This window comes from Promicromonospora sp. CA-289599 (assembly GCF_050936155.1).
Classification (GTDB): Bacteria; Actinomycetota; Actinomycetes; order Actinomycetales; family Cellulomonadaceae; genus Promicromonospora.
Genome location: NZ_JBNJNI010000002.1, coordinates 71,730 through 91,091, shown reverse-complemented (window position 1 = coordinate 91,091; position 19,362 = coordinate 71,730). Strand labels below are relative to the sequence as shown.

Annotated in this window: 19 protein-coding genes and 1 tRNA gene; 13 read left to right on the top strand and 7 right to left on the bottom strand. The window is 71.3% G+C overall.

Annotation, left to right across the window (positions count from 1 at the left end; genetic code table 11):
* The first annotated feature begins 107 nt into the window (after positions 1-107).
* Positions 108-794, top strand: coding sequence for a DNA alkylation repair protein (locus ACQEVI_RS27895; protein ID WP_432906391.1), 687 nt, complete (start codon positions 108-110; stop codon positions 792-794).
* A 48-nt stretch (positions 795-842) separates the two neighbouring features.
* Here ACQEVI_RS27895 and ACQEVI_RS27890 read toward each other — a convergent pair whose 3' ends face one another.
* Complete coding sequence (locus ACQEVI_RS27890) at positions 843-1,730, bottom strand: SDR family NAD(P)-dependent oxidoreductase (RefSeq protein WP_432906389.1); 888 nt, start codon at positions 1,728-1,730, stop codon at positions 843-845.
* 229 nt (positions 1,731-1,959) lie between these two features.
* On the opposite strand from ACQEVI_RS27890, the gene ACQEVI_RS27885 reads away from it, so the two are divergent.
* The 3 genes from ACQEVI_RS27885 to ACQEVI_RS27875 all read left to right on the top strand — a co-directional run bounded on the left by ACQEVI_RS27885 (position 1,960) and on the right by ACQEVI_RS27875 (position 5,521).
* Positions 1,960-2,826, top strand: coding sequence for a helix-turn-helix transcriptional regulator (locus ACQEVI_RS27885; RefSeq protein WP_432906386.1), 867 nt, complete (start codon positions 1,960-1,962; stop codon positions 2,824-2,826).
* A gap of 241 nt (positions 2,827-3,067) precedes the next feature.
* A complete protein-coding gene (locus ACQEVI_RS27880) occupies positions 3,068-3,760 on the top strand; it encodes an alpha/beta fold hydrolase (protein WP_432906383.1) in 693 nt (230 codons plus the stop codon).
* A gap of 84 nt (positions 3,761-3,844) precedes the next feature.
* Entirely contained in the window at positions 3,845-5,521 is a 1,677-nt protein-coding gene (locus tag ACQEVI_RS27875) for a PQQ-binding-like beta-propeller repeat protein (RefSeq protein ID WP_432906380.1), read from the top strand.
* Positions 5,522-5,601: 80 nt separating this feature from the next.
* Here the strand turns inward: ACQEVI_RS27875 and ACQEVI_RS27870 are convergent, their stop codons facing one another.
* Positions 5,602-6,273 carry a DsbA family oxidoreductase gene (locus ACQEVI_RS27870; protein ID WP_432906377.1) on the bottom strand — a complete coding sequence of 224 codons (672 nt, stop codon included), beginning with the start codon at positions 6,271-6,273 and terminating at the stop codon, positions 5,602-5,604.
* Positions 6,274-6,552: 279 nt separating this feature from the next.
* Here ACQEVI_RS27870 and ACQEVI_RS27865 point away from each other — a divergent pair, with 279 nt between their 5' ends.
* The 3 genes from ACQEVI_RS27865 to ACQEVI_RS27855 all read left to right on the top strand — a co-directional run bounded on the left by ACQEVI_RS27865 (position 6,553) and on the right by ACQEVI_RS27855 (position 8,663).
* Positions 6,553-7,014 (top strand): nuclear transport factor 2 family protein, encoded by a 462-nt coding sequence (locus ACQEVI_RS27865; protein WP_432906374.1) that lies wholly within the window; start codon positions 6,553-6,555, stop codon positions 7,012-7,014.
* On the top strand, positions 7,007-7,636 hold the full coding sequence (locus ACQEVI_RS27860) for a TetR/AcrR family transcriptional regulator (RefSeq protein WP_432906371.1): 630 nt from the start codon (positions 7,007-7,009) through the stop codon (positions 7,634-7,636). The genes ACQEVI_RS27865 and ACQEVI_RS27860 overlap by 8 nt, the downstream gene beginning before the upstream one ends.
* A 79-nt stretch (positions 7,637-7,715) precedes the next feature.
* Positions 7,716-8,663, top strand: coding sequence for an NADP-dependent oxidoreductase (locus ACQEVI_RS27855; protein WP_432906368.1), 948 nt, complete (start codon positions 7,716-7,718; stop codon positions 8,661-8,663).
* Between the two features lie 139 nt (positions 8,664-8,802).
* Here ACQEVI_RS27855 and ACQEVI_RS27850 read toward each other — a convergent pair whose 3' ends face one another.
* Positions 8,803-9,732: a hypothetical protein gene (locus ACQEVI_RS27850; protein ID WP_432906366.1), complete on the bottom strand. Its 930-nt coding sequence runs from the start codon at positions 9,730-9,732 to the stop codon at positions 8,803-8,805.
* A gap of 406 nt (positions 9,733-10,138) precedes the next feature.
* Between ACQEVI_RS27850 and ACQEVI_RS27845 the strand changes: the two genes are divergently transcribed.
* Entirely contained in the window at positions 10,139-10,408 is a 270-nt protein-coding gene (locus ACQEVI_RS27845) for a hypothetical protein (RefSeq protein WP_432906363.1), read from the top strand.
* 106 nt (positions 10,409-10,514) lie between these two features.
* Here the strand turns inward: ACQEVI_RS27845 and ACQEVI_RS27840 are convergent.
* The 3 genes from ACQEVI_RS27840 to ACQEVI_RS27830 form a co-directional block, all read right to left on the bottom strand.
* A tRNA-Pro gene (locus ACQEVI_RS27840) sits at positions 10,515-10,588 on the bottom strand.
* A 99-nt stretch (positions 10,589-10,687) separates the two neighbouring features.
* Positions 10,688-11,386, bottom strand: a complete 699-nt coding sequence (locus ACQEVI_RS27835; RefSeq protein WP_432906360.1) for an NADPH-dependent F420 reductase — start codon at positions 11,384-11,386, stop codon at positions 10,688-10,690.
* Positions 11,387-11,509: 123 nt separating this feature from the next.
* Positions 11,510-11,992 (bottom strand): GNAT family N-acetyltransferase, encoded by a 483-nt coding sequence (locus ACQEVI_RS27830; protein WP_432906357.1) that lies wholly within the window; start codon positions 11,990-11,992, stop codon positions 11,510-11,512.
* A 246-nt stretch (positions 11,993-12,238) separates the two neighbouring features.
* Between ACQEVI_RS27830 and ACQEVI_RS27825 the strand changes: the two genes are divergently transcribed.
* Complete coding sequence (locus ACQEVI_RS27825; protein WP_432906354.1) at positions 12,239-13,444, top strand: ROK family protein; 1,206 nt, start codon at positions 12,239-12,241, stop codon at positions 13,442-13,444.
* 41 nt (positions 13,445-13,485) lie between these two features.
* On the opposite strand, the gene ACQEVI_RS27820 is transcribed toward ACQEVI_RS27825, so the two are convergent.
* On the bottom strand, positions 13,486-14,799 hold the full coding sequence (locus ACQEVI_RS27820; RefSeq protein ID WP_432906351.1) for an enolase C-terminal domain-like protein: 1,314 nt from the start codon (positions 14,797-14,799) through the stop codon (positions 13,486-13,488).
* Positions 14,800-14,935: 136 nt separating this feature from the next.
* On the opposite strand from ACQEVI_RS27820, the gene ACQEVI_RS27815 reads away from it, so the two are divergent.
* The 4 genes from ACQEVI_RS27815 to ACQEVI_RS27800 are packed head-to-tail and all read left to right on the top strand — an operon-like array spanning position 14,936 to position 19,264.
* Positions 14,936-16,360 carry an ABC transporter substrate-binding protein gene (locus ACQEVI_RS27815; RefSeq protein WP_432906348.1) on the top strand — a complete coding sequence of 475 codons (1,425 nt, stop codon included), beginning with the start codon at positions 14,936-14,938 and terminating at the stop codon, positions 16,358-16,360.
* Positions 16,357-17,340, top strand: a complete 984-nt coding sequence (locus tag ACQEVI_RS27810; RefSeq protein ID WP_432906345.1) for a carbohydrate ABC transporter permease — start codon at positions 16,357-16,359, stop codon at positions 17,338-17,340. The genes ACQEVI_RS27815 and ACQEVI_RS27810 overlap by 4 nt, the downstream gene beginning before the upstream one ends.
* Positions 17,337-18,227, top strand: coding sequence for a carbohydrate ABC transporter permease (locus ACQEVI_RS27805; RefSeq protein ID WP_432906342.1), 891 nt, complete (start codon positions 17,337-17,339; stop codon positions 18,225-18,227). Before ACQEVI_RS27810 ends, ACQEVI_RS27805 begins: the two co-directional genes overlap by 4 nt.
* Positions 18,228-18,277: 50 nt before the next feature.
* Positions 18,278-19,264: an NAD-dependent epimerase/dehydratase family protein gene (locus ACQEVI_RS27800; protein WP_432906339.1), complete on the top strand. Its 987-nt coding sequence runs from the start codon at positions 18,278-18,280 to the stop codon at positions 19,262-19,264.
* The last annotated feature ends 98 nt before the right edge of the window (positions 19,265-19,362 follow it).

Sequence of the window (19,362 nt, the reverse complement as noted above, 5' to 3'; positions counted from 1 at the left end):
CATCATCAAGGTCCGTGTACGGGGTGGCCATGTCGGGCTGGGTAGCGGCGGCCCCGGAGCCGTCCGTACGGTTGATGACCGTCCACGGCACGGTGGAGACTGGCCGTATGACCGGCCCGCACGCACAGGTTCACGCACAGGTCTACGCCGCGCTGGAAGACCAGCGCAGCGCAGCCGAGCAGGACAAGATCAGCCGGCGGCTCCCGTCGGACAGCGGTCTCGACGTGATCGGCGTCCGGATGAAGCAGGTGTTCGACACCGCCAAGGACTGGACGAGCATGGACCTGGCGCAGGCCCCCGAGCTGCTGTCCAGCTCGTGGTACGAGGTCCGCATGGTCGGCGTCTCCGTCCTTGACTTCAAGGCACGACGACGCGGCCTGAGCGACGACGACCGGCGGCGGCTCTACGAGACCTACCTCGACAACCACGAGCTCATCAATCTCTGGGACTTCGTGGACCGGGCGGCACCGCGAGTCGTCGGTTGGTACCTGCTGGACAAGTCCCGCCGGCCGCTGTTCGATCTCGCGCGGTCCGACAAGGCGATCGAACGGCGAACCGCGATCACCGCCTCCTTCTGGCTCATCCGGCAGGGCGACCTCGACGACCCGCTGAAGCTGGCCGAGCTGCTCCTGGACGACCCCAGCGAGCTCGTCACCAGACCGGTCGGCACGGCGCTGCGCGAGGTCGGTAAGCTCGACCAGGAGCGACTGCGGGACTTCCTCGCGGCCCATCGAGGCCGGATGAGCCGTCCTACCGTCCGGCTGGCCACGTCCCTGCTCCCGGACGCGGTCTGACAGCCCGTCCGGTGGGCGCCCGGTGAGCGCCCACCGGAACCGGGCGGCTCAGACCGCGGCGGGGTCGGTGGTGGAGATGTCCGTGCTGGAGATGTCCGTGGTCGCGGCGAGCTCACGGCCCGCCTTGAACTCGCCGGCCAGGGCCCGGAGACGGGCGTCCGCGAGCGACACGGAGTCCGAGCCGAGCAGCTGGTGCAGCGGCGCGTCGCCGGTGGTCGCGACGGTGATGATCGCCGCGGCGGCCTTCGCGGGGTCGCCGAGCTGGGTCCCCGGCATGTCAAGGTGCTGCTCGACCATCTCGCGGACGGCGGGGTAGGCGTCGCTGGTCGACGAGGGCAGGCCGAGCGAGACCGGACGCAGGAAGTCGGTGCGCATGTAGCCCGGCTCGACGGTGTTCACCCGGATGCCGTGGTCCGCGACCTCCGCGGCCAGGGACTCCGAGATCGCCTCCAGGGCGAACTTGCCGGCGCCGTACAGGCCCCAGCCGGGGAACGGGACCAGCCCGACGATCGAGGACACGTTGATGACGTGGCCGCTGCGGCTCGCCCGGAAGCCCGGCAGCACGGCGCGCAGTACGTTCCAGACGCCGAAGACCTGGACGTCGAACATCGTGCGGGCGTCGGCGTCGGAGACCTCCTCGACGGCGGCGAGGTAGCCGTACCCGGCGTTGTTCACGACGACGTCCAGGTCGCCGAAACGCTCCGTGGTGGCGGCGACCGCCTGCGCCACCTGGCCCTCGTCGGCGAGGTCGACCGCGAGGGGGAGCAGCCGGGACGTGTTGATGCCGTCGAGGGCGCCGGTCAGGCGCTCGGTGGAGCGGGTGGTCGCCGCGACGTTGTCGCCGCGCCCGAGCAGCTGCCGGACGAGCTCGAGCCCGAGGCCGCGCGAGGCGCCGGTGACGAACCAGGTGGCGGGACGGTCGGTGGGGTAGGTCATGGTGGTCTCCTCGGTGTGCTGAGCGGGGGGATTGCTGAGTGGCTGCCCGGCTCGGTGTGCCGGCACATCAAGACTCCGTCCGGGAAACCCGCTGCGGGGCGGCACAGCTGGCCCCCCTCGTCCTGGCCCCCCTCGTCCTGGCCCCCTCGTCCTGGACCAGTCGTGCCTAGGACTCAGCGGTCCACCCAGGACGGGTGCACCGAGGCGAACCGGTGCCCAGAATGAAGGCATGTCGGAGAAGAACACGGAGCTGGCGGACTTCCTGCGCCGGGCGCGCGGCCAGTGCGACGCGTCGCGGGCGGGCCTGCCCGCGGACGGCCGGGTGCGCCGGGTGCCGGGCCTGCGCCGCGAGGAGGTCGCGTTCCTGGCCGGCGTCTCCACCGACTACTACGCGCGGCTGGAGCAGGGCCGGCGCATCGTGCCGTCGCCGTCGGTGGTCGACGCCATCGGCCGGGCGCTGGGTCTGGACGAGGCGGGACGCGCCCACCTCGCGGACCTGATCGGCCTCGGCACTGTGCCTCCGTCGCCGCGCACGCGTCCCGTCCAGCGGGTCCGCCCGGGCCTGTACCAGCTGCTCGACGCACTGGCCGACGTGCCGGTGCTGGTGCTGGGACGCCGCGCCGACGTGCTCGCGCAGAACCGGATGGGCAAGGCGCTCTTCACCGACTTCGAGCGGTTCCCGGCCCCGCAGCGCAACTACGCGCGCTGGATGTTCCTCGACGAGGACGCGCGGTCGCTGTTCGTCGACTGGGAGGAGCAGGCCCGCATCGCCGCGGAGAACCTGCGGCTGGAGGCCGGGAACGACCCGGCGGACCGGGCGACGGCCGAGCTGGTCGCGGAGCTGAGGAAGTCCAGCGCCGAGTTCGACAGGTGGTGGGACGAGCACCGGGTCAACCAGCGCACGCACGGGTCCAAGCGGCTGCGCCATCCGCTGGTCGGCGACCTCACGGTCGAGTACGAGACGCTGATGCTCCCGGGCGACCCGCACACGACGCTGTACGCCTACTCGACCGAGGCGAGCTCCCCGTCGCAGCGAGCGCTGAGCCTGCTCGCGAGCTGGTCGCTGACGGGTGACGGCGCCTCGCCTTCTGTCTGAGCGCCGGGTCAGCCGCGCGAAGGCAAGGCTGTGATTCTGCGGAACCCGCGGGGCGTCCGGGCGGAGCAGGTAGGGCTCGCGGTGCGCCACCGCGCTTTTCACGATGGCCGCGCGGATCTAGCCTTGCTGCCACCACCTGGTGCCTGACCGAGCTCGACCCGGACGAGATGACGCTCGACCACGTACGAGGAGTCCTCCGGGACGGACCTCCCACCACGTCGCGCAAGGAGGCGGTAGCACGATGAGCACCTTCGTACTGATCCACGGCGGCGGGGACGTCGGCTGGCACTTCCACCGGGTCGAGGCCGAGCTGCGAGAGCGTGGACATGACGTCGTGGCCCCCGACCTTCCGGCCGACGACGACTCGAAGACCCTCGTGGACTACGCGGACGTCGTCGTGGAGGTCGTCGGCTCGAAGCGTGACCTGGTCGTCGTCGGCCACTCGTTCGGTGCGTTCACCGCACCGCTCGTCGCCGAACGTCTGCGCGCGGATGCGCTGGTCCTGCTGGCCGGGATGATCCCGGCGCCGGGGGAGTCGCCGGACGACTGGTGGGCGAACACCGGCTACGGAAACGCGGTGGCGGAGGCGGCCGAGCGGGACGGTGGCCTGACCGGCAGCGAGGACCCGTACGTGAGCTTCTATCACGACGTGCCACGGGAGATCGCGGAGGAAGCGATGAGCAAGGAACGTGCGCATCCGTCGAGCGCCGCGTCCGCCGCGCCCTGGCCCCTGGTCGCGTGGCCCGACGTGCCTACCAGGTTCCTGCTCTGCAGCGAGGACCGCTTCTTCCCGCCGGACTTCTTCCGCCGGCTGGTTGCCGACCGCCTGGGGATAGTGCCCGACGAGATCGTCGGCAGCCACTGCGTCGCGCTGGGCCGGCCCGTGGAGCTCGCGGACAGGCTGGAGGCGTACGCGGTGGCCGTCACGGGATAGCGAGGCGGATTCGGCGGATCGAGACGTTCGACCCCTGCAGACGTTCGACCCCTGCGGTGCCTTGTCCGCATCTATGCTCTCTCCATGCTGCGTGATCCGGACGAGGGCTCCGCACTCGTATTCGATCTGGTCGAGCACGACGAGCCCGATCCGGACCGTTCGCCCGCAGTTCCCGGTGTGGACGGAACGGTCCAGGTGGCGGCCCCCGTTGCCTCGGACGACGCCGACCGCGGGCCGGACGCGCCGCGCGAGGCGGGCGCTCGGTGGCGGACCGTCCTGACGGCTGCGGCAGTCCTGGCGATCGTCCTCGGGACGGGTATCGCCTCGGACGGCGTGCGGGACGCCGCGCGGATCGAGCGGATGCGCGACTTCGGCGGCGCTGTCGAGGACGTGTCGGCGCCGCTGACGGAGAAGTGGGTGTGGGACGGGACCGTCGGCATCGGCCAGGACTGGGACGGGGTCGAGGCGGTGGTCCTGGGGGACGTCCTGGCGTTCCGGTCCGGCCGTGATCTGATCGCGCTCGATCCCGCGACGGGCGAGGACGCCTGGGTCGTACCGCTCGGCGACGATCCGGCGTGCGGGCCGATAGGTATCTCGCCCTACGAGGGCACATCCGCCCGGTCGGTATCGATGATGGTGTGCCTGTACGGCGCAGCAGCGGACCGCGAGGTCGTGACCGTGCTGCCCGACGGCACGGTCTCCGCACCGCGGACGCTCGCTCCCTCGGATGCCCGCAGGCACGGCCCGGCCCGGCCGGGACCCGACGGGACGATCCTGCGGGCCACGCGGATCGGGCCGGAGTCACAGGTGGACCTGGGCGACGCGGAGTGCACGGAGACAGGAGAGTGCGGCGGGATCGTCGCCGCCGGGCGCGACGTCGAGCTCCGGGCCGAGGATGCCGTCACGGGGGAGGAGCTCTGGACCGTGACCGTTCCGTTCGAGGAGGCAGAGGCCTGGGAGTGCATGGACGCTTCCTGGGAGGACCAGAGCGGCGGACTGGCCTTCGACGGGCAGCTTCACCCGGACGCGTTCGGTGCGCGGGTGACCTCCGACCTCGTGCAGCTGTCCGGGTGCGGCGTCGAGGCCGCGGTCACCCCGGACGGAGTGCTGCTGAGCCCCGAGCTCCGACAGGGGACGGGCTACGTGGAGAGCCTTGCCCTGGGCGGTTACGTGTGGCTGGGCTACAACGGTCCGGGACGCACCGTCGTCTACGCCGACGACGGCACCGTCGTCGTCGAACTTGCCGGTCATGTGCGCGGTCCGAGGGCCGCGGACGGAGTCGGCCCGGACACGTTCCTCGGATCCGACGAGACGGGGCAGCGCCTGCTCGCCTACGCCGCGGACGGCGTCCCACGTTGGGACGTCGGGGCGGAGGCTCTCGAACATCGGTTCCTCGCGCAGGTGGGCCGGACGGCGGTGGTCACCGCGCCGGGTGCGGGCGTGCGCGGGCTCGACATCGACACGGGCGCGGAGCGATGGCGGTGGGACGTCTCCGCAGGCGGCGACGAGGCGCTCGAGATCTTCACCGACGGCCGGGCAGTGCTGCTGCACCTGATCCAGATCGATTCCGGTATGCGCCGCATGGTGTCGCTCGACGCGGCGACCGGCGAGGTGCTCTGGCGGGAGAGCGACGAGGCCGCCACGGTCAGGCAGGACGTTGCCACGGGCAGGATCGACGACGAGCAGATGCCCGTGGTGCTGGTCGCGGTGGACGGGCACCTGCTCGAGGTCGGCCGCACCGGCGTCCGGGGGCTCGGATGATGTCCGGGAGTGCCTCACCGACGTCGGCCAGGGCGGGCTGATCGGCGCCTTCGTCGCCCTCGGCTGCCTGGCGCTGCTGGCTACGGTCGGTCTCGCCGAACGAGCGCTCGCGCGCTTCGGGCAGCGGCGCGCGCCGTTCGAAGCACCTCCGCGAAGGTGGCGGTCGGCTGTGCGCCGGAGAGACCGTACCTCCGATCGACCACGAAGAATGGCACACCTGTGATGCCTAGTCGGCCCGCCTCGTCCTCGTCCGCGCGCACCTCGTCGGCGTAGGCGCTCGGGTCCGCCAGGACGGCGCGGACCTCGGCCTCGTCGAGCCCTGCGCGGCCGGCGAGTTCCACCTGGTGCTCCGGGTCGTAGATGCTGCGTTCGGCAGAGAAGTTGCCCTCGTAGAACACATTGAGCAGCGTGTCGCCGACACCTCGGCCGGCCGCCAGGTGCAGCAGTCTGTGCAGGTCGAAGGTGTTGCCGTGGTCGCGGAAGTCGACGAGGTAGTCCAGCCCCTCGGCACGGGCGAGGCGGGCAAGGTCCTCCTCGGCGGCGCGGGCCTGTTGCGGCGTCATGCCGTACTTCTTCGCGTGCTCCGGGCCAGTCGTCGGATGCGTCCCGGTCAGATGACGGTCGAGCTCGAAGGAGCGGTGGACCACCTCGACCTCATCACGGTGCGGGAACGCCGCCAGCGCCTTCTTGAAGCGTGCCTTGCCGATGAAGCACCACGGGCAGGACACGTCCGACCAGATCTCGACGCGCATCGCGCTTGCTCCTTGGGTTGTGAGGGTGCGCGCCGGCATCTGCCGCGTCGGCAGGTGGGGCGCTCGTATGTGGACGCTAGTCGTCCGCTTCTATGAAAGCATAAGCGGACGCCAGTCGTCCGAATGACTCTCGGGACGGCGGGCTGAGTCATCTGGCTCACAGTCACCCTCGGGAATTCGGACGACACTCGTCCGGTTAGGATGGGTGTACAAGCGGACGACAGTCGTCCGAATGGCTGGCGCCCGGTACAGCGCCAAGACACCCGAGGAGACATGGACATGAAGGACCTGGCTGAACTCACCCGCCGCCTGGACGCGCTGGAAGCCGTCGAGGAGATCAAGAAGCTGAAGGCGCGGTACTTCCGGTTCGTGGACGAGAAGAAGCACGACGAGCTGGCGGCGCTGTTCACGCCGGACGCCACGCTGGTGACCGACGGCATCACGTGGGGCTCACCGCGCGAGTTCGCGGACACCATCCGCGACCTGACGGGCGACGCCCCGTCGGTGCACCACGGGCACATGCCGGAGATCGAGATGCTGGGCGAGGACTCGGCGTCCGGCATCTGGGCGATGGAGGACCTGCTGACGTTCCCCGTCGGCCCCGAGGCCCCCGAGGGGCACAACGGCTACGGGCAGTACCGTGAGACCTACCGCAAGGTCGACGGCCGATGGCTGATCGACTCGGTACTGCTGACCCGCCTGCGCATGGACGCACTGGAGAACTGGGACCCGGATGCCTGACCTGGACGTCACCACCGATGTCCGCGCCGACGCGCGGCGCAACCGGCGCCAGCTGATCGTCGCGGCCCGGGAGGCCATCGCCTCCCGCGGCCTCGACGTCTCGGCGCTGGACATCGCCACGGCCGCCGGCGTCGGGGTGGGCACGCTCTACCGCCGGTTCGGCACCAAGGACTCGCTCCTGGACGCCGTCGTGGTCGGCCTCTACGACGAGATGCTCGACAGCGCGCAGGAGTGCCTTCGGGTCGACGACCCCTGGGAGGGGCTGACCCGGTTCGTGACAGAGCTGGCCGGTGCGCACCGCGACAGCCGTGGTGTGGCCGAGGTGACCGCCGCGTGCGACACCGTGCCCACTCCCGAGATCGCCGAGCGGACCACTGCCCTGCAGGACGCCGTCATCCGGCTCACCGACCGGGCACACACGGCCGGCGCTCTGCGCGCGGACGTGACCTGGCAGGACGTCATGATCGGCTCGCGCGCCGGCCTGGACACCGACCACTGCCTCGGCGTCGACGCCGGACCCGACGGCTGGCGCCGCGTCATCACGCTCCTGCTCGACGGGATGCGCGCCCCGGGGTACACGCCGCTGAACGGCACCGCACCCCACCTGCACGACAACTCCTAGCACCGGGCCGACCAGGCCGCGACCCATCCGGATCGTGGCTGGTTCCCGTGCGCCCAGAACTGAGTGAGGAAGAACTGGCATGAGAGCCATCGGTATGACGACGTTCGGCGGACCGGACGTCCTGCGCGAGCTCGACCACCCCGAACCCGCGGTGGGCGACGACGAGGTACGGATCCACGTGGCGGCCGCGACCGTCAACAACGGCGACCTCCTGATGCGGCGCGGTGAGGTGCACCAGCTGCGTCACGACGCCCCGTGGGTCCCGGGGATGGAAGCCGCGGGGGTGGTCGACGCCGTCGGAGTGCGGGCCGCGGACCGGTTCCGCGTCGGCGAGGCGGTCACGGCGCACGTGTGGCCGATCGACCCACGCGGAGGCGCCTACGGGGAGCTCGCCGTCGCCGACGTGAACAGGGTGGTGCGTGTACCCCGCGGTGCCTCAATCGCACAGGCGGCCACCTTGCCGATGAACGGACTGACCGCGTACCAGACCGTCGAGGCGATGGGCCTCGAGCGGCCAGGCACTGTGGCCGTGATCGGCGCTGCGGGCGCGGTCGGCGGCTACATCGTGCAGCTCGCCGTCGCCGCCGGCCACCGCGTGATCGCGGACGCCGCGGACACCGACCGGGCACTTGTCGAGAGCCTCGGCGCGCACGTGGTCGTCCCCCGTGGGGACGGCGTGGTCGACGCGATCCGCGCGGCTGTCGGCGAGGTGGATGCCGCTGCACTGGCCGCCATGCCGACGCTGGACGTGGCGGAGATCGTCCGGTCCGGTGGCGTCGTGGCGTCTGTCCTCGGCTTCAGCGACCCCGGCCAAGCCCAGTCCGCCCGCCGCCGCGTCCGGTTCGCTCCCGTGCTGGTGGACGCCATCGCCGACCCGGCACCGAGGCTCCGGCACCTCAGCGAGCTCACCGAGAGCGGCGAACTCACGCTGCGGGTCGCGGACGAACTCCCAGCCGAGGACGCGCCCGAGGCACACCGCCGCCTGGAATCGGGCGGTGTCCGCGGGAGGATCGTCCTCAGGTTCTGAGGCACTGCCGCGACCCTGGAGTGGGCCGGCGTCGGGCCGGCCCACTCCAGGGTCGCCAAAGGACCACCGTCTCGGTCATGGTCGGCACGCCAGCCGACCTGCCGTCCGCAGCCGTCACCGGGTCAGATGCGGGATCTGTTCACTCCTGGGAGTAGGTCAGTTCGGAGCGCACGGTGGCGCCGTGCACGTGATGCAGCCGACGTAGTTCCCAGATCGCGATGAGGACGCCGATCAGCGGCACCGGTACGGTCAACAGGTACCAGCCGAGCTCGCCGCCGCCAGAGAACGTGAAGTAGGTCGCCGCGAGGTCGCCGGACTCGGTGAGGCCGAGATCGAAGATCTCGAAACCGAGGAGGCCGAAGGCAAGGTAGGTGCCGAAGACGCCGATGGCGATGAGCGCGCGCATCGTCGGGTGCCCGTCGATGGCGCGGAAGTAGTTGGTGGCGATCGATCCGGAACCCGAGAGCACGATCCAGCCCATATAGAAGAGCAGACCGATCAACGCCCCCTGCAGCACGCAGGCCGCTATCCCCAGCGGCAGCAGTGCCAGGCCGGCCAGGACCTTCAGCGGCCACCACTCCTCGGGGAGGAAGAAGCTCGCGAAGGCAGCCACCGCGAGGGCGTCGACCAGCAGAAGCGGAAGAAGCACTCTCAACGGCGTCATGATCATCCAGCGCACCGGGGCGAACGCGATCTGGGCGCACTGGTACACCGCCCTTCGGTTCCCGGGCCGCGCTACGACGAGCAGGAAGACCGAGACGATCCACATCACGACGAGCACCAGGAGGAATGCGATCAGCCCATCGGCCATGGTCTCCAGCGGTCCCAGGACGGCCCAGTCCTCGACGGTGCGCTCGGCCGCGTCCCGGGGCAGGGCACTGAAGTACCACAGGGCGAGGAAGATCAGCATGCCGCCGGTGCCGCGCAACCCGGCGACGATCTCCATCGTTCGGTCCTTCTGCCCGCCGAAGAAGCTGTAGGTGGGCCGGACCATCTCGGTCCAGCCGTCCCGCGCCAGCTGGAATCCGACGCCCATGCCCTCGAACCAGGCTTTGACACCTTCGAACATGACAGGAACTCCTCGCACGGTTCGGATACCCAGGGACGGCGTCGCATCAGCGAGTGGCATCGAACGTTATTGAGCCGGTCGATCCGGCACAACGGAATCCGGGGTGAACCAGCGGGTGATCTGACGTGACGAGCGCTGGTGCTGACGCAGGTCAGGACTGAGCGAGAGGATCTCCAGGGTGTCTGATCGCGCATCGCGTGCAGGGCGTTGGCCACAGATTGGCCACACGCATTCGGAGATCGTGCGTCGCGGGTTTGTGGCTCGTCTCCCAACGTAGGTGGTCTTCGTGGGGTCCCGGTCAAGCCGTTGGATGCCGGAGGGGCAGGGGAACCACGGCCGGTTCCCTACCCCTCTGGTGTTCGGCTGGTGCCCGCCGGGGGCACTGCCTGAGCACTAACATCTGGACATGATGGACATCGGAACCTGGCCTGACTGGGTACGCAGCCTTGTGTTCGGCGCGAGCATGATCGTGGCGACGATCGCTGGCCTACGCACGGCTCGACGCTTCCGCGATGTCCCGGCCCCAGCGCGGCGCAGCCGCGCCTTGCCCGCCCACTGGCAGCCATCCGCGCCCACCGTCGTCGTCGACGAACCCGACGGGCCTGCCGGCTCAGACACCACAACGACCGCCGGCGAAGGGCTCCGGGCCCGCAAAGGCTGGGCCGGCCACTCATGACACGCCCGAGCCGGGACACACATTTCTGCCGCTAACCCACCCCAACGCCGCTCTCGATGGAACGAAAAACGCCCCTCACCTGCGTGAACAGGTGAGGGGCGATCTGTCGGGCTGACAGGATTTGAACCTGCGACCCCTTGACCCCCAGTCAAGTGCGCTACCAAGCTGCGCCACAGCCCGCGGTCGTTTCGAGCATGCTCGACACTACCGGGTTTGGCCCTTTGGGGCCGACGGAAATACTACCCCAACTCCAGCCCTGCGCCCGACCAGAAGGGAGCGTCACGGGCGCTGCGCGCGCCGCAGGTCGCGGACGAGCTCCGCACGGCTCTGCCCGTCGACGGCCTGACGCCACATCGGCGTGCCGGGGGCGCTGCGCCACGACTCGCTCAGAGGGCTGTTGTCGACGGCGTCGAACCCGAGGTCGTCGTAGAACCGGGTGACCAGCGCGACGGCCTCCGGGTGGTCGCTCGAGACGACCAGCGCCTTCCGGTCCGGGGCGCCTGCCGGCCTGGCCAGCCGGACGAGCGCCGGCAGCGCGTCGCTCGGGACCCGGATCGGGGAGCGGGCGTGGAACTGGACGTGCGTGAACGCCTTGGCCACCTTGGAGGCGGGCAGCTGTTCCTGCCGCAGCTCATGGACCGTCCTACGGCCCGAGTCGACCTCGGGCAGGTTCCCGTCGCGCCAGACCATGTAGTTGTTGTTGTCGAGCACGATCTTTCCGGCGAGCTCGTCGACCGGCAGTTCGACCGGCAGTGTGCCGGTGGGCGCGTACGGGAAGGCGATGAACGCGAAGTCGGCCGCCGTGGCGGCGTCCGCCGCCCACGCGGCACGGGCGCGGGACCCCAGCTCGCTGACGAGGCCCCGCAATGTCCTCGGCCCTCGTGAGTTGGCGATCACGACGTCGTAGCCCGCTCCGATCGCGGCGCGGGCGAGCGTGCTGCCCGCCTGGCCGGCACCGAGGATGCCGATGGTGGTCATGACGAAGTCTCCTGGGGTCGAGCTCGCGCGGACGTCGGTGGTCGCGCGTCGCGACCTGCCGGTGGAGCCAACGTAGGAGGGCGCCGGGCGCGTAGCGAGGGCCCTCTCACACCCCCCCCGGGATCAGGCCAGCAACAGCTCGTAGACGGCGCGGTCCGTGCCCGGTCCCTTGAGGTCGGAGGTGACGTGGACGCCGTCGACCAGGAGGTCGCCGGGAACGTTGGACCAGCCCTGCGCCCTCCACGCGGCGTCGGCCTCCCGGTTGCCGGGTGCGCAGGTGAGCCACAGGCGGCGGCACCCCCACTTCTGCGCCTGGGCGCGCACGTCGGCCAGCAGGGCCGTCATCACACCCTGGCGCCTGTACGCGGGGTGCACCATCACGTCCTGGACGTACACCTCGTCGGGGTCCTCCTGGTTGCGGAAGGCGATCACGGTGCCGGCCAGCGCGCCGTCGATGCGCGCGATGTGGCAGGTCGAGGAGAACAGGGTGGCGTACGCCCAGTAGTCGGACGCGGTCCGCACGGTGACGTGCGGCGCACCCTGCTCCATCAGGTGGATGACGTCGTCGATCATCGGGACGATCAGCGGGGAGACGGCGATGGTCATGGGGTCCTCCAGGAAGTGGGGGGCGACGAGAACGGTCGGAGCACGTGAGATCCCAGGTAGGAGGACGTTAGCGGACCTCGGTCGTGGACGAGCGTCTTGATGACGCTCGCGCTGGGTAGTATGACGTCGAGAGTTCATCACGTTGATTTACAATGAGCAGGCGCACCACGCGCACCGGGGTGCGAAGATGTGCGGGGGCGGGCTTCCTGGCCGTCCGCCGGCCGGTCATCGAGCAGGAGGTACGCAGTGACGATCGACCAGTCGGCCGCCCCGGCGACCGTGCGCCGGGGGACCAACCTGCCGCGCATGGGCGACTTCAACGAGTCCGTCATCCTCGACGCGGTGCGCCGTGCACGGGACGGGCTGAGCCGGGTGGAGCTCGCGGGCGCGACCGGGCTGTCGGCGCAGACCGTCTCGAACATCTGCCGCCGCCTGCTCGACTCCGGGCTGCTCGCCGAGACCGGCAAGAAGGGTGGGCGTGCCGGCAAGCCGCGCACGGTCCTGCAGGTGGTGCCCGGCGGCCGGTACGCGCTCGGCGTCCACCTCGACCCGGCGGTCGTCACGTACGTCGTGCTCGACCTCGCGGGGCAGGTGGTGCACAGCGTGCACCGGCCCACGCCCGCCGTCGTCGACCAGGAGTCGACGATCGCCGAGATGAGCGAGACCATCGAGACGGTCATCCGGGACTCCGGCGCGGCCCGCGACCGGATCCTCGGCCTGGGCCTCGCGGTGCCCGGCCCGGTCGATTTCGCCACCGGGTCGGTGGTCGACCCGCCGCAGCTCAAGGGCTGGGGCCGGGTCCCGCTGCGCGACCGGCTCGTCGAGGCCACGGGGCTGCCGGTCCTCATGGACAAGGACGTCATCGCGGCCGCGGTGGCCGAGCGCTGGGCGGGTGCCGCCACCCACTCCGGCAACTTCCTGTTCTTCTACCTCGGCACCGGGTCCGGCATGGGCGTGGTGGCGGACGACGTCGTGCTGCGCGGTGCCTCCGGGAACGCCGGCGAGGTGGGCGGGCTGGACGCCAACTGCACCACACGCTCGCTCGTCGACGAGGCCGTGTCCGCGGGCGTGCTGGACGCCGCGCCGGTTCCGGGGCCGCAGGCCGTCGCGGAGCAGCTCGGCCGGCTGGCGGACCTCGCGGCGGCGGGGGAGCGCGGTGCCCAGGTGATCATCGACCGGTGGGCCCGCCGGGTGGGCAAGGGGGTCGCGGCGGCCGCGACGCTGCTCGACTCCGACCTGGTCGTGTTCGGCGGGCCCATCTGGCCGATGCTGTCCGAGCGCTTTCTCGCGGTGGTCGAGCCGATGATCACGAGCTGGCCGTTCGTGGAGAAGATGCACGACATCCAGGTGGTCAACACGCAGCTCGGCGAGGACGTCGGCGCCGTGGGCGCGGCCTGCCTCGTGCTGGACCAGACCCTGTCGCCGCAGCCGCACGCGCTCCTGATCGGCTGAGCTCGATCGGCTGAGCCGCTCCCGGTCCGGCACCGGCGTGCTCACGCCCGGTGCGCGCTCCCGTCCGTGGCGCGCAGCAGCGCCCACCGGTCGTGCTCGAGCGGGGCGCCCACCGGGTAGCGGCGCGCGGCCCGCTCGTCGAAGTCGACGCCCAGGCCGGGCGCCTCGGGCGCCAGCAGGTGCCCGTCCGTGGGCACAGGCGCGCCGGGAAAGACCTCGAGCGTCGCGTCGCGGAAGGTCGCGGCCTCCTGCACGCCGAACGCGGGGGAGGAGATGTTCAGCGCCATGTTGGCCGCCATGCCGACGGGCGTGACGTCACCCGGGCCGTGCGGCGCGGTGCGCACGCCGAACATCTCGCACGCGGCGACCAGCTTGCGGGCCGGGGTGAGCCCGCCGAGCGTGGGGATGCGGATGCGGGCGAAGTCGATCGACCGCCCGGCCAGGAGCGGCAGGTACGCGCGCGGGTCGTGGTAGAGCTCGCCGACCGCGAGCGGTGTCGTGCCCGCGGCGCGCAGCTCCGGGAAGTGCGCGGCGTCCTCGGGCGCCAGTGCGTCCTCCAGGAAGTACAGGTGCGCGTCCTCGACCGCGCGGACGAACTGCCGGGCCTCTGCCGGGGTCATGCGCTCGTGGGCGTCGTGCAGCAGTTCGACGTCGGGACCCACCCGGTCGCGGACGTCCGTGAGGATCGCCGGCACGTGCCGTAGGTAGGCCAGCGTGTCCCAGCGGTCGGTGCGGGTCCGCCGCCGGGCCGCCTCCGCCGCGTCGCGCGGCGCCGTGCCGTACGTGTCCCGGCCCGGTACGGCCACCTGCACGCGCACGTGCCGATAGCCCTGGCCGACGGCGGCGAGCACCTTCTCGGCCACCTCCGCCGCGTCGGCGCCGTCGACGTGCGTGTAGGCGTCCGCCCAGGCACGCGCCTTGCCGCCCAGGAGCTGGTGCACCGGCAGCCCGGCGACCTTGCCCTTGAGGTCCCACAGCGCCAGGTCGACCGACGCGAGCGCGTTGTGCTCGATCGAGCCGCCCCGCCAGTACCCGCTGTTCAGCAGCAGGCGGTGCAGGTCCTCGATGTCGGCGGGGTCGCGGCCGACCAGCAGCGGCCCGAGGTACTCGTCGAGCACCGCCCGGGTCGCCAGCGGGCGCTGCGGGTCGCTCGCGTCGCCCAGCCCGTACAGCCCGGGCTGGTTCGTCTCCACACGGGTGACGACGTACGGGCAGCCCTGCGGCCCGGTGAGGAACGTGCGCACCGCGGTGACCCGCACGCCGTCGGCCTCGGCGGGGGACCAGGGGGCGGGGGCGAGCACCTCGGCAGGGGGGCTCGCGGGGGTCTCGTCGGTGGTTGCCTGCGGTGCTGTCATCGGTGACCTCGATCCGGACGGACTGTTCGCGCGGACCGTCCCGCGCACTGGAGAGAGGCGCCGCCAGGGTGCCCGTTGACACTGTACATCGAATTGATTTATGTTCCGATGGCCGCGGCACCGAACGGCGCCGCCCATGACCCGAGAGGCACCGCCCGTGATCCGACACCGACGTCGACCGTCCTCCGCACGCCTGACCACCGTCACTGCCACCACGCTGCTCGTCGGCGCGCTCGCCGCCTGCAGCGGCCCGGTCGGCGGCGCCTCCGGGGGTGCCGCCGAGGGCGACCCCGACACCCTGACCATGTGGACCTTCAAGCAGTCGCACGTCGAGCCGCTGCGCAACGCCGCCGAGACGTTCGAGGAGGAGACGGGTATCTCCGTCGACGTCCAGGCCTACACGCCGGACGACGCCTTCATCACCAAGGTGCAGGCCGCCGCCCAGACCGGCGACCTGCCCGACGTGCTGGAGGTGCACACCCACGGCGACGACTTCACGTTCGGTGCCGCGGGCCTGCTGGAGGACCTGTCCGACGACGTCGACGAGGAGTGGACCTCGCGGTTCCTGCCCGCCGTGGCGAACGACGGCACGGTCACCGACGCCTACTACGAGCAGTCGCTCGCCGAGGGGTCCAAGACCGCAGGCATCGAGAAGGGACAGCGCTACTCCGTGCCGCTGACCATCGGCACCTTCGGCATCGTCTACGCGAACAAGGAGCGCCTGGAGGAGGCCGGGATCACCGAGGCGCCCACCACCTGGGAGGAGTTCGTCACGGCGCTGGAGGCCGTCCAGGAGATGCGTCCCGACGACGGCGGCGTGAGCATCGGCTTCCAGTCCTCCACCACGGGCCTGGAGTGGCTCATGCAGCCCATGGCCTACGGCCAGCTCGGCAAGGAGGACTTCGGCGCGCTGTTCGGCCAGGACCCGGCCAAGAACTTCGCGTCGGAGAACGGCACCGAGGTGCTGGAGGCCTACAGCCAGGTCCAGCCCTACTGGATGCCCGGCACACAGTCCCTCACGATCGACGACGCCGACATCGCGTTCGCCCAGGGCAAGTCGTCGTTCGACATCGGCGGCACGTTCACGCTCGCGTTCCTCGACCAGAACGGGATGGACCCGGAGAACATCATGACGTTCCCGGTGCCGGCCCCCGAGGACGGCGCGATCGAGGACCTGGAGCTCGCGCCGTTCGGCCTCACCGGGGTCTCGGTCTCGGCCTCCTCGGGTAATAAGGACGGCGCCCTGCAGTGGGTCGAGTACCTCTCGGAGACCGACGTGGCCGCGACGTTCGCGCAGGACGCGCTGGACGTCCCGCCGGTCGACCTGGGGGAGGACCCGACCGCGACCGTCGGGCCGGTGCTGGGCGCGATGATCGGCGCGTTCGGCGAGGGGGAGAGCGCGTACAACCCCGGTGACACGTCCTACCGCCCGGCGGCCTACGACGCCGCACAGGTGGGCGACGCCGTCATGGAGCTGACGCCGCTGGAGACCAAGGACGTCACCACGGTGAGCGAGGACGTCGCCACGCTCGTCGACACCTTCTGGTCCCAGTCGAAGTGACCGCACCGACCCTGATCGCCACCGCCGCTCCCACGGGTGACGGCGGTGGCGGCCGGCGGGGCCGCCGCCGGAACCCGGTGCACTACCGCGGCCAGGAGGTGGCGTGGGGGTACGTCTTCATCGCCCCGGCTCTCCTGCTGTTCCTCGTCATGGGCGTCTACACGCTCTTCTTCAGCGCCCAGCTCTCGTTCGTCCGCTGGAACGGCCTGACCCCCACGTGGGAGTGGGTGGGGCTGAAGAACTACGCCGACCTGCTGTGGGCGAGCCCCGTGTACGCACCGGTCGTCCACCGGGCCGCGCTCAACACGCTCGGCGTGATGGTGGCCGTGCCGCTGCTCACCGTGCTGGTGTCCTTCCCGCTCGCTGTGGTGCTCAACCAGGCCCGCCGGTTCGCGGGCCTGCTGCGGTCCGTGTACTTCGTGCCGTACGTGACGTCGGGCATCGCGGTGTACATGGCCTGGCAGTACGTGCTCGAACCGAACGGCGCCGTCAACCTGCTGCTGCGCACCCTCGGGCTGGGCAGCCTGGAGCAGCCGCAGGGCTGGCTCGGCAACCCCGCCACGGCCATGCCCACCCTCGTGGTCATCATGGTCTGGTCGGGCGTGCCGGTCGCGATGCTCCTGTACCTGACGGGTCTGCAGGCGATCGACACCTCGCTCCTGGAGGCCGCCCAGCTCGACGGCGCCGGCTGGTGGCGCACCAACCTGTCGGTGGTGCGGCCGCTGCTGGCCGGGACCACCGCTGTGATCACGCTGCTCAACGTGCGCGAGGCGCTCCAGGGCTTCCAGATCTTCCTGATCATGACGAACGGCGGCCCCGCCGGGCGCACCAACGTGCTCGGGCTGGAGACGTACGACCTGGCCTTCCAGCAGGAGCTCGCGCCCACGCTCGGTCTCGCCAGCGCCCTGGGCTGGCTGCTGTTCTTCGCCGCGCTCGCCGTCGCGATCGTCAACCAGCGCGTCGCGAGGGAGAAGCCATGACCGCCGTCACCGCGCCCGGGGTCGCGACCACCCGTACGACGGCGCCGCGCCGTCGTCGGGACCCCGCGAAGGTGGTCCTGGCGCGGACGGTCGTGGGCGTGCTGCTGGCCGGGTACGCCGTGGTGAGCCTGTACCCGTTCCTCTGGATGGTCTCCGCGGCCTTCAAGACGCAGGAGGAGGTCATCCGGGGCGGGCACCTGATCCCTCGCGACCCCACCTTCGCGACCATCGTCGACACGTGGGCGCAGCTGCACTTCTTCGACTACTTCCTCAACAGCCTCAAGGTCACCGGCCTCACCACGCTCGGGGTGGTCGTGGTCTACTCCGCGGCCTCGTACGCGTTCGCGGTGCTCCGGTTCCCCGGCAGGCAGGCGTTCTTCCGGCTGTTCCTGGTGCTGCTCTTCGTGCCCGGCGTGGTCACGCTGCTGCCGATCGTCCTGCTGGAGAACCAGATGGGCATCCTCGGCACGCACCTGGGGCTGATCCTGCCGTTCGTGAACGGCACCGCACCGCTGTCGATCCTGCTGCTCACCAACTCGTTCCGGTCCGTGCCGGACGAGCTGCGGGACGCCGCCCGGGTCGACGGCGCGGGGGAGCTGCGGATCTTCACGCGCATCTACCTGCCGCTCGCGCGGCCGGCGCTCATCACGATCGCGCTGCTCACCGCGATCCCGACGTGGAACGAGTACCTGCTGTCGCGGGTCTCGCTCAACGACCCCGCGACGTTCACGCTGCCCATCGCGCTGCAGCAGCTCCAGTCCTCGAACGTCGTCCAGTACAACCAGCTCATGGCCGGCGCCCTGATCGTGGTGATCCCCGTGATCATCCTGTTCCTCGCGACCCAGCGGTACTTCGTCAACGGGCTCGCCGGAGCGGTCAAGGGATGAGCCACCACCCGCCGGTCGCGGCCGGAGAACAGAACGGAACGCACAGCTCCATGAACCACGCCTCGTCCGCCGCCCCGCCCGCCACATCAACGGCCCCGGCCCGCGCCGCCGCGCTGCACCCCGGCGACACCGTGCTGGTCACGGGCGCCGCGGGCGGCATCGGCCGGGTGGTGGTGCCGGCGCTCGTCGACGCCGGCTACCGCGTCGTGGCGACCGACCGCGCGCCGTTCGACGCGCCGTCTGCCGACGTGGCACTCGTGGGCGACTCCCGCGACCCCGCGTTCGTCGGGTCGGCGCTGCGGGCCGGGGGCGGGCCAGGGACCCCGGCGGTCGACGGCGTCGTGCACCTCGCGGCGATCGCCTCGCCCGGCCAGGTGCCCGACGACGAGACGTTCACGCAGAACGTGCAGGGTACGTTCTGCGTGCTCGACGGCGCGGGCCGCGCGGGCGTGCGGGTGGCGGTGGCGGCGTCGTCGTTCTCCGCGTACGGCTACCCCTGGGCCGGACGGCACCTGTCGCCCGCGTACGTGCCCATCGACGAGGCCCAGGAGCCCGTCGCGGTGGACGCCTACGCGCTGTCCAAGCTGGCGGGCGAGCAGGTCGGCGCCTACGCCGCGCGCCGGTACGGCATGCCGGTCACGCTGCTGCGCCTGCCGTTCGTCGGCACCGGGGAGCGGCTGCGCGAGGCGGTAGTCCGCGCCCACCGCGACCCCGGCGCGAGCAGGCAGGAGCTGTGGACCTGGCTCGACACCCGCGACGCCGCGGGAGTGGTGCGGGCCGTGCTCGGGTCCGGGGTGACCGGGTACCACGTGGTCAACGTCGCGGCGCCCGACACCACCAGCGACGTGCCCACCGCGGAGCTGCTCGCGCGGTACCACCCGGCGTCGCGCCTCGCGCGCCCGCTGGAGGGGTTCGCGTCCGTCATCGACACGACCGCCGCGCGCGAGCTGTTCGGGTTCTCGCCCGTGCACTCGTGGCGCACCGGTGACGCGCTCGACCCGTCCGTCACGGCGGTCGCCGAGGGGGTGCGCGCCTGACGCGGCGCCCTCCCGCACGTCCCAGCTCCGGCCGGCCCCGCCCGGCCGGGAGAGTTCCAGCCAGTCCGATCACGTCAGTCCGAACAAAGGTGTTGAGG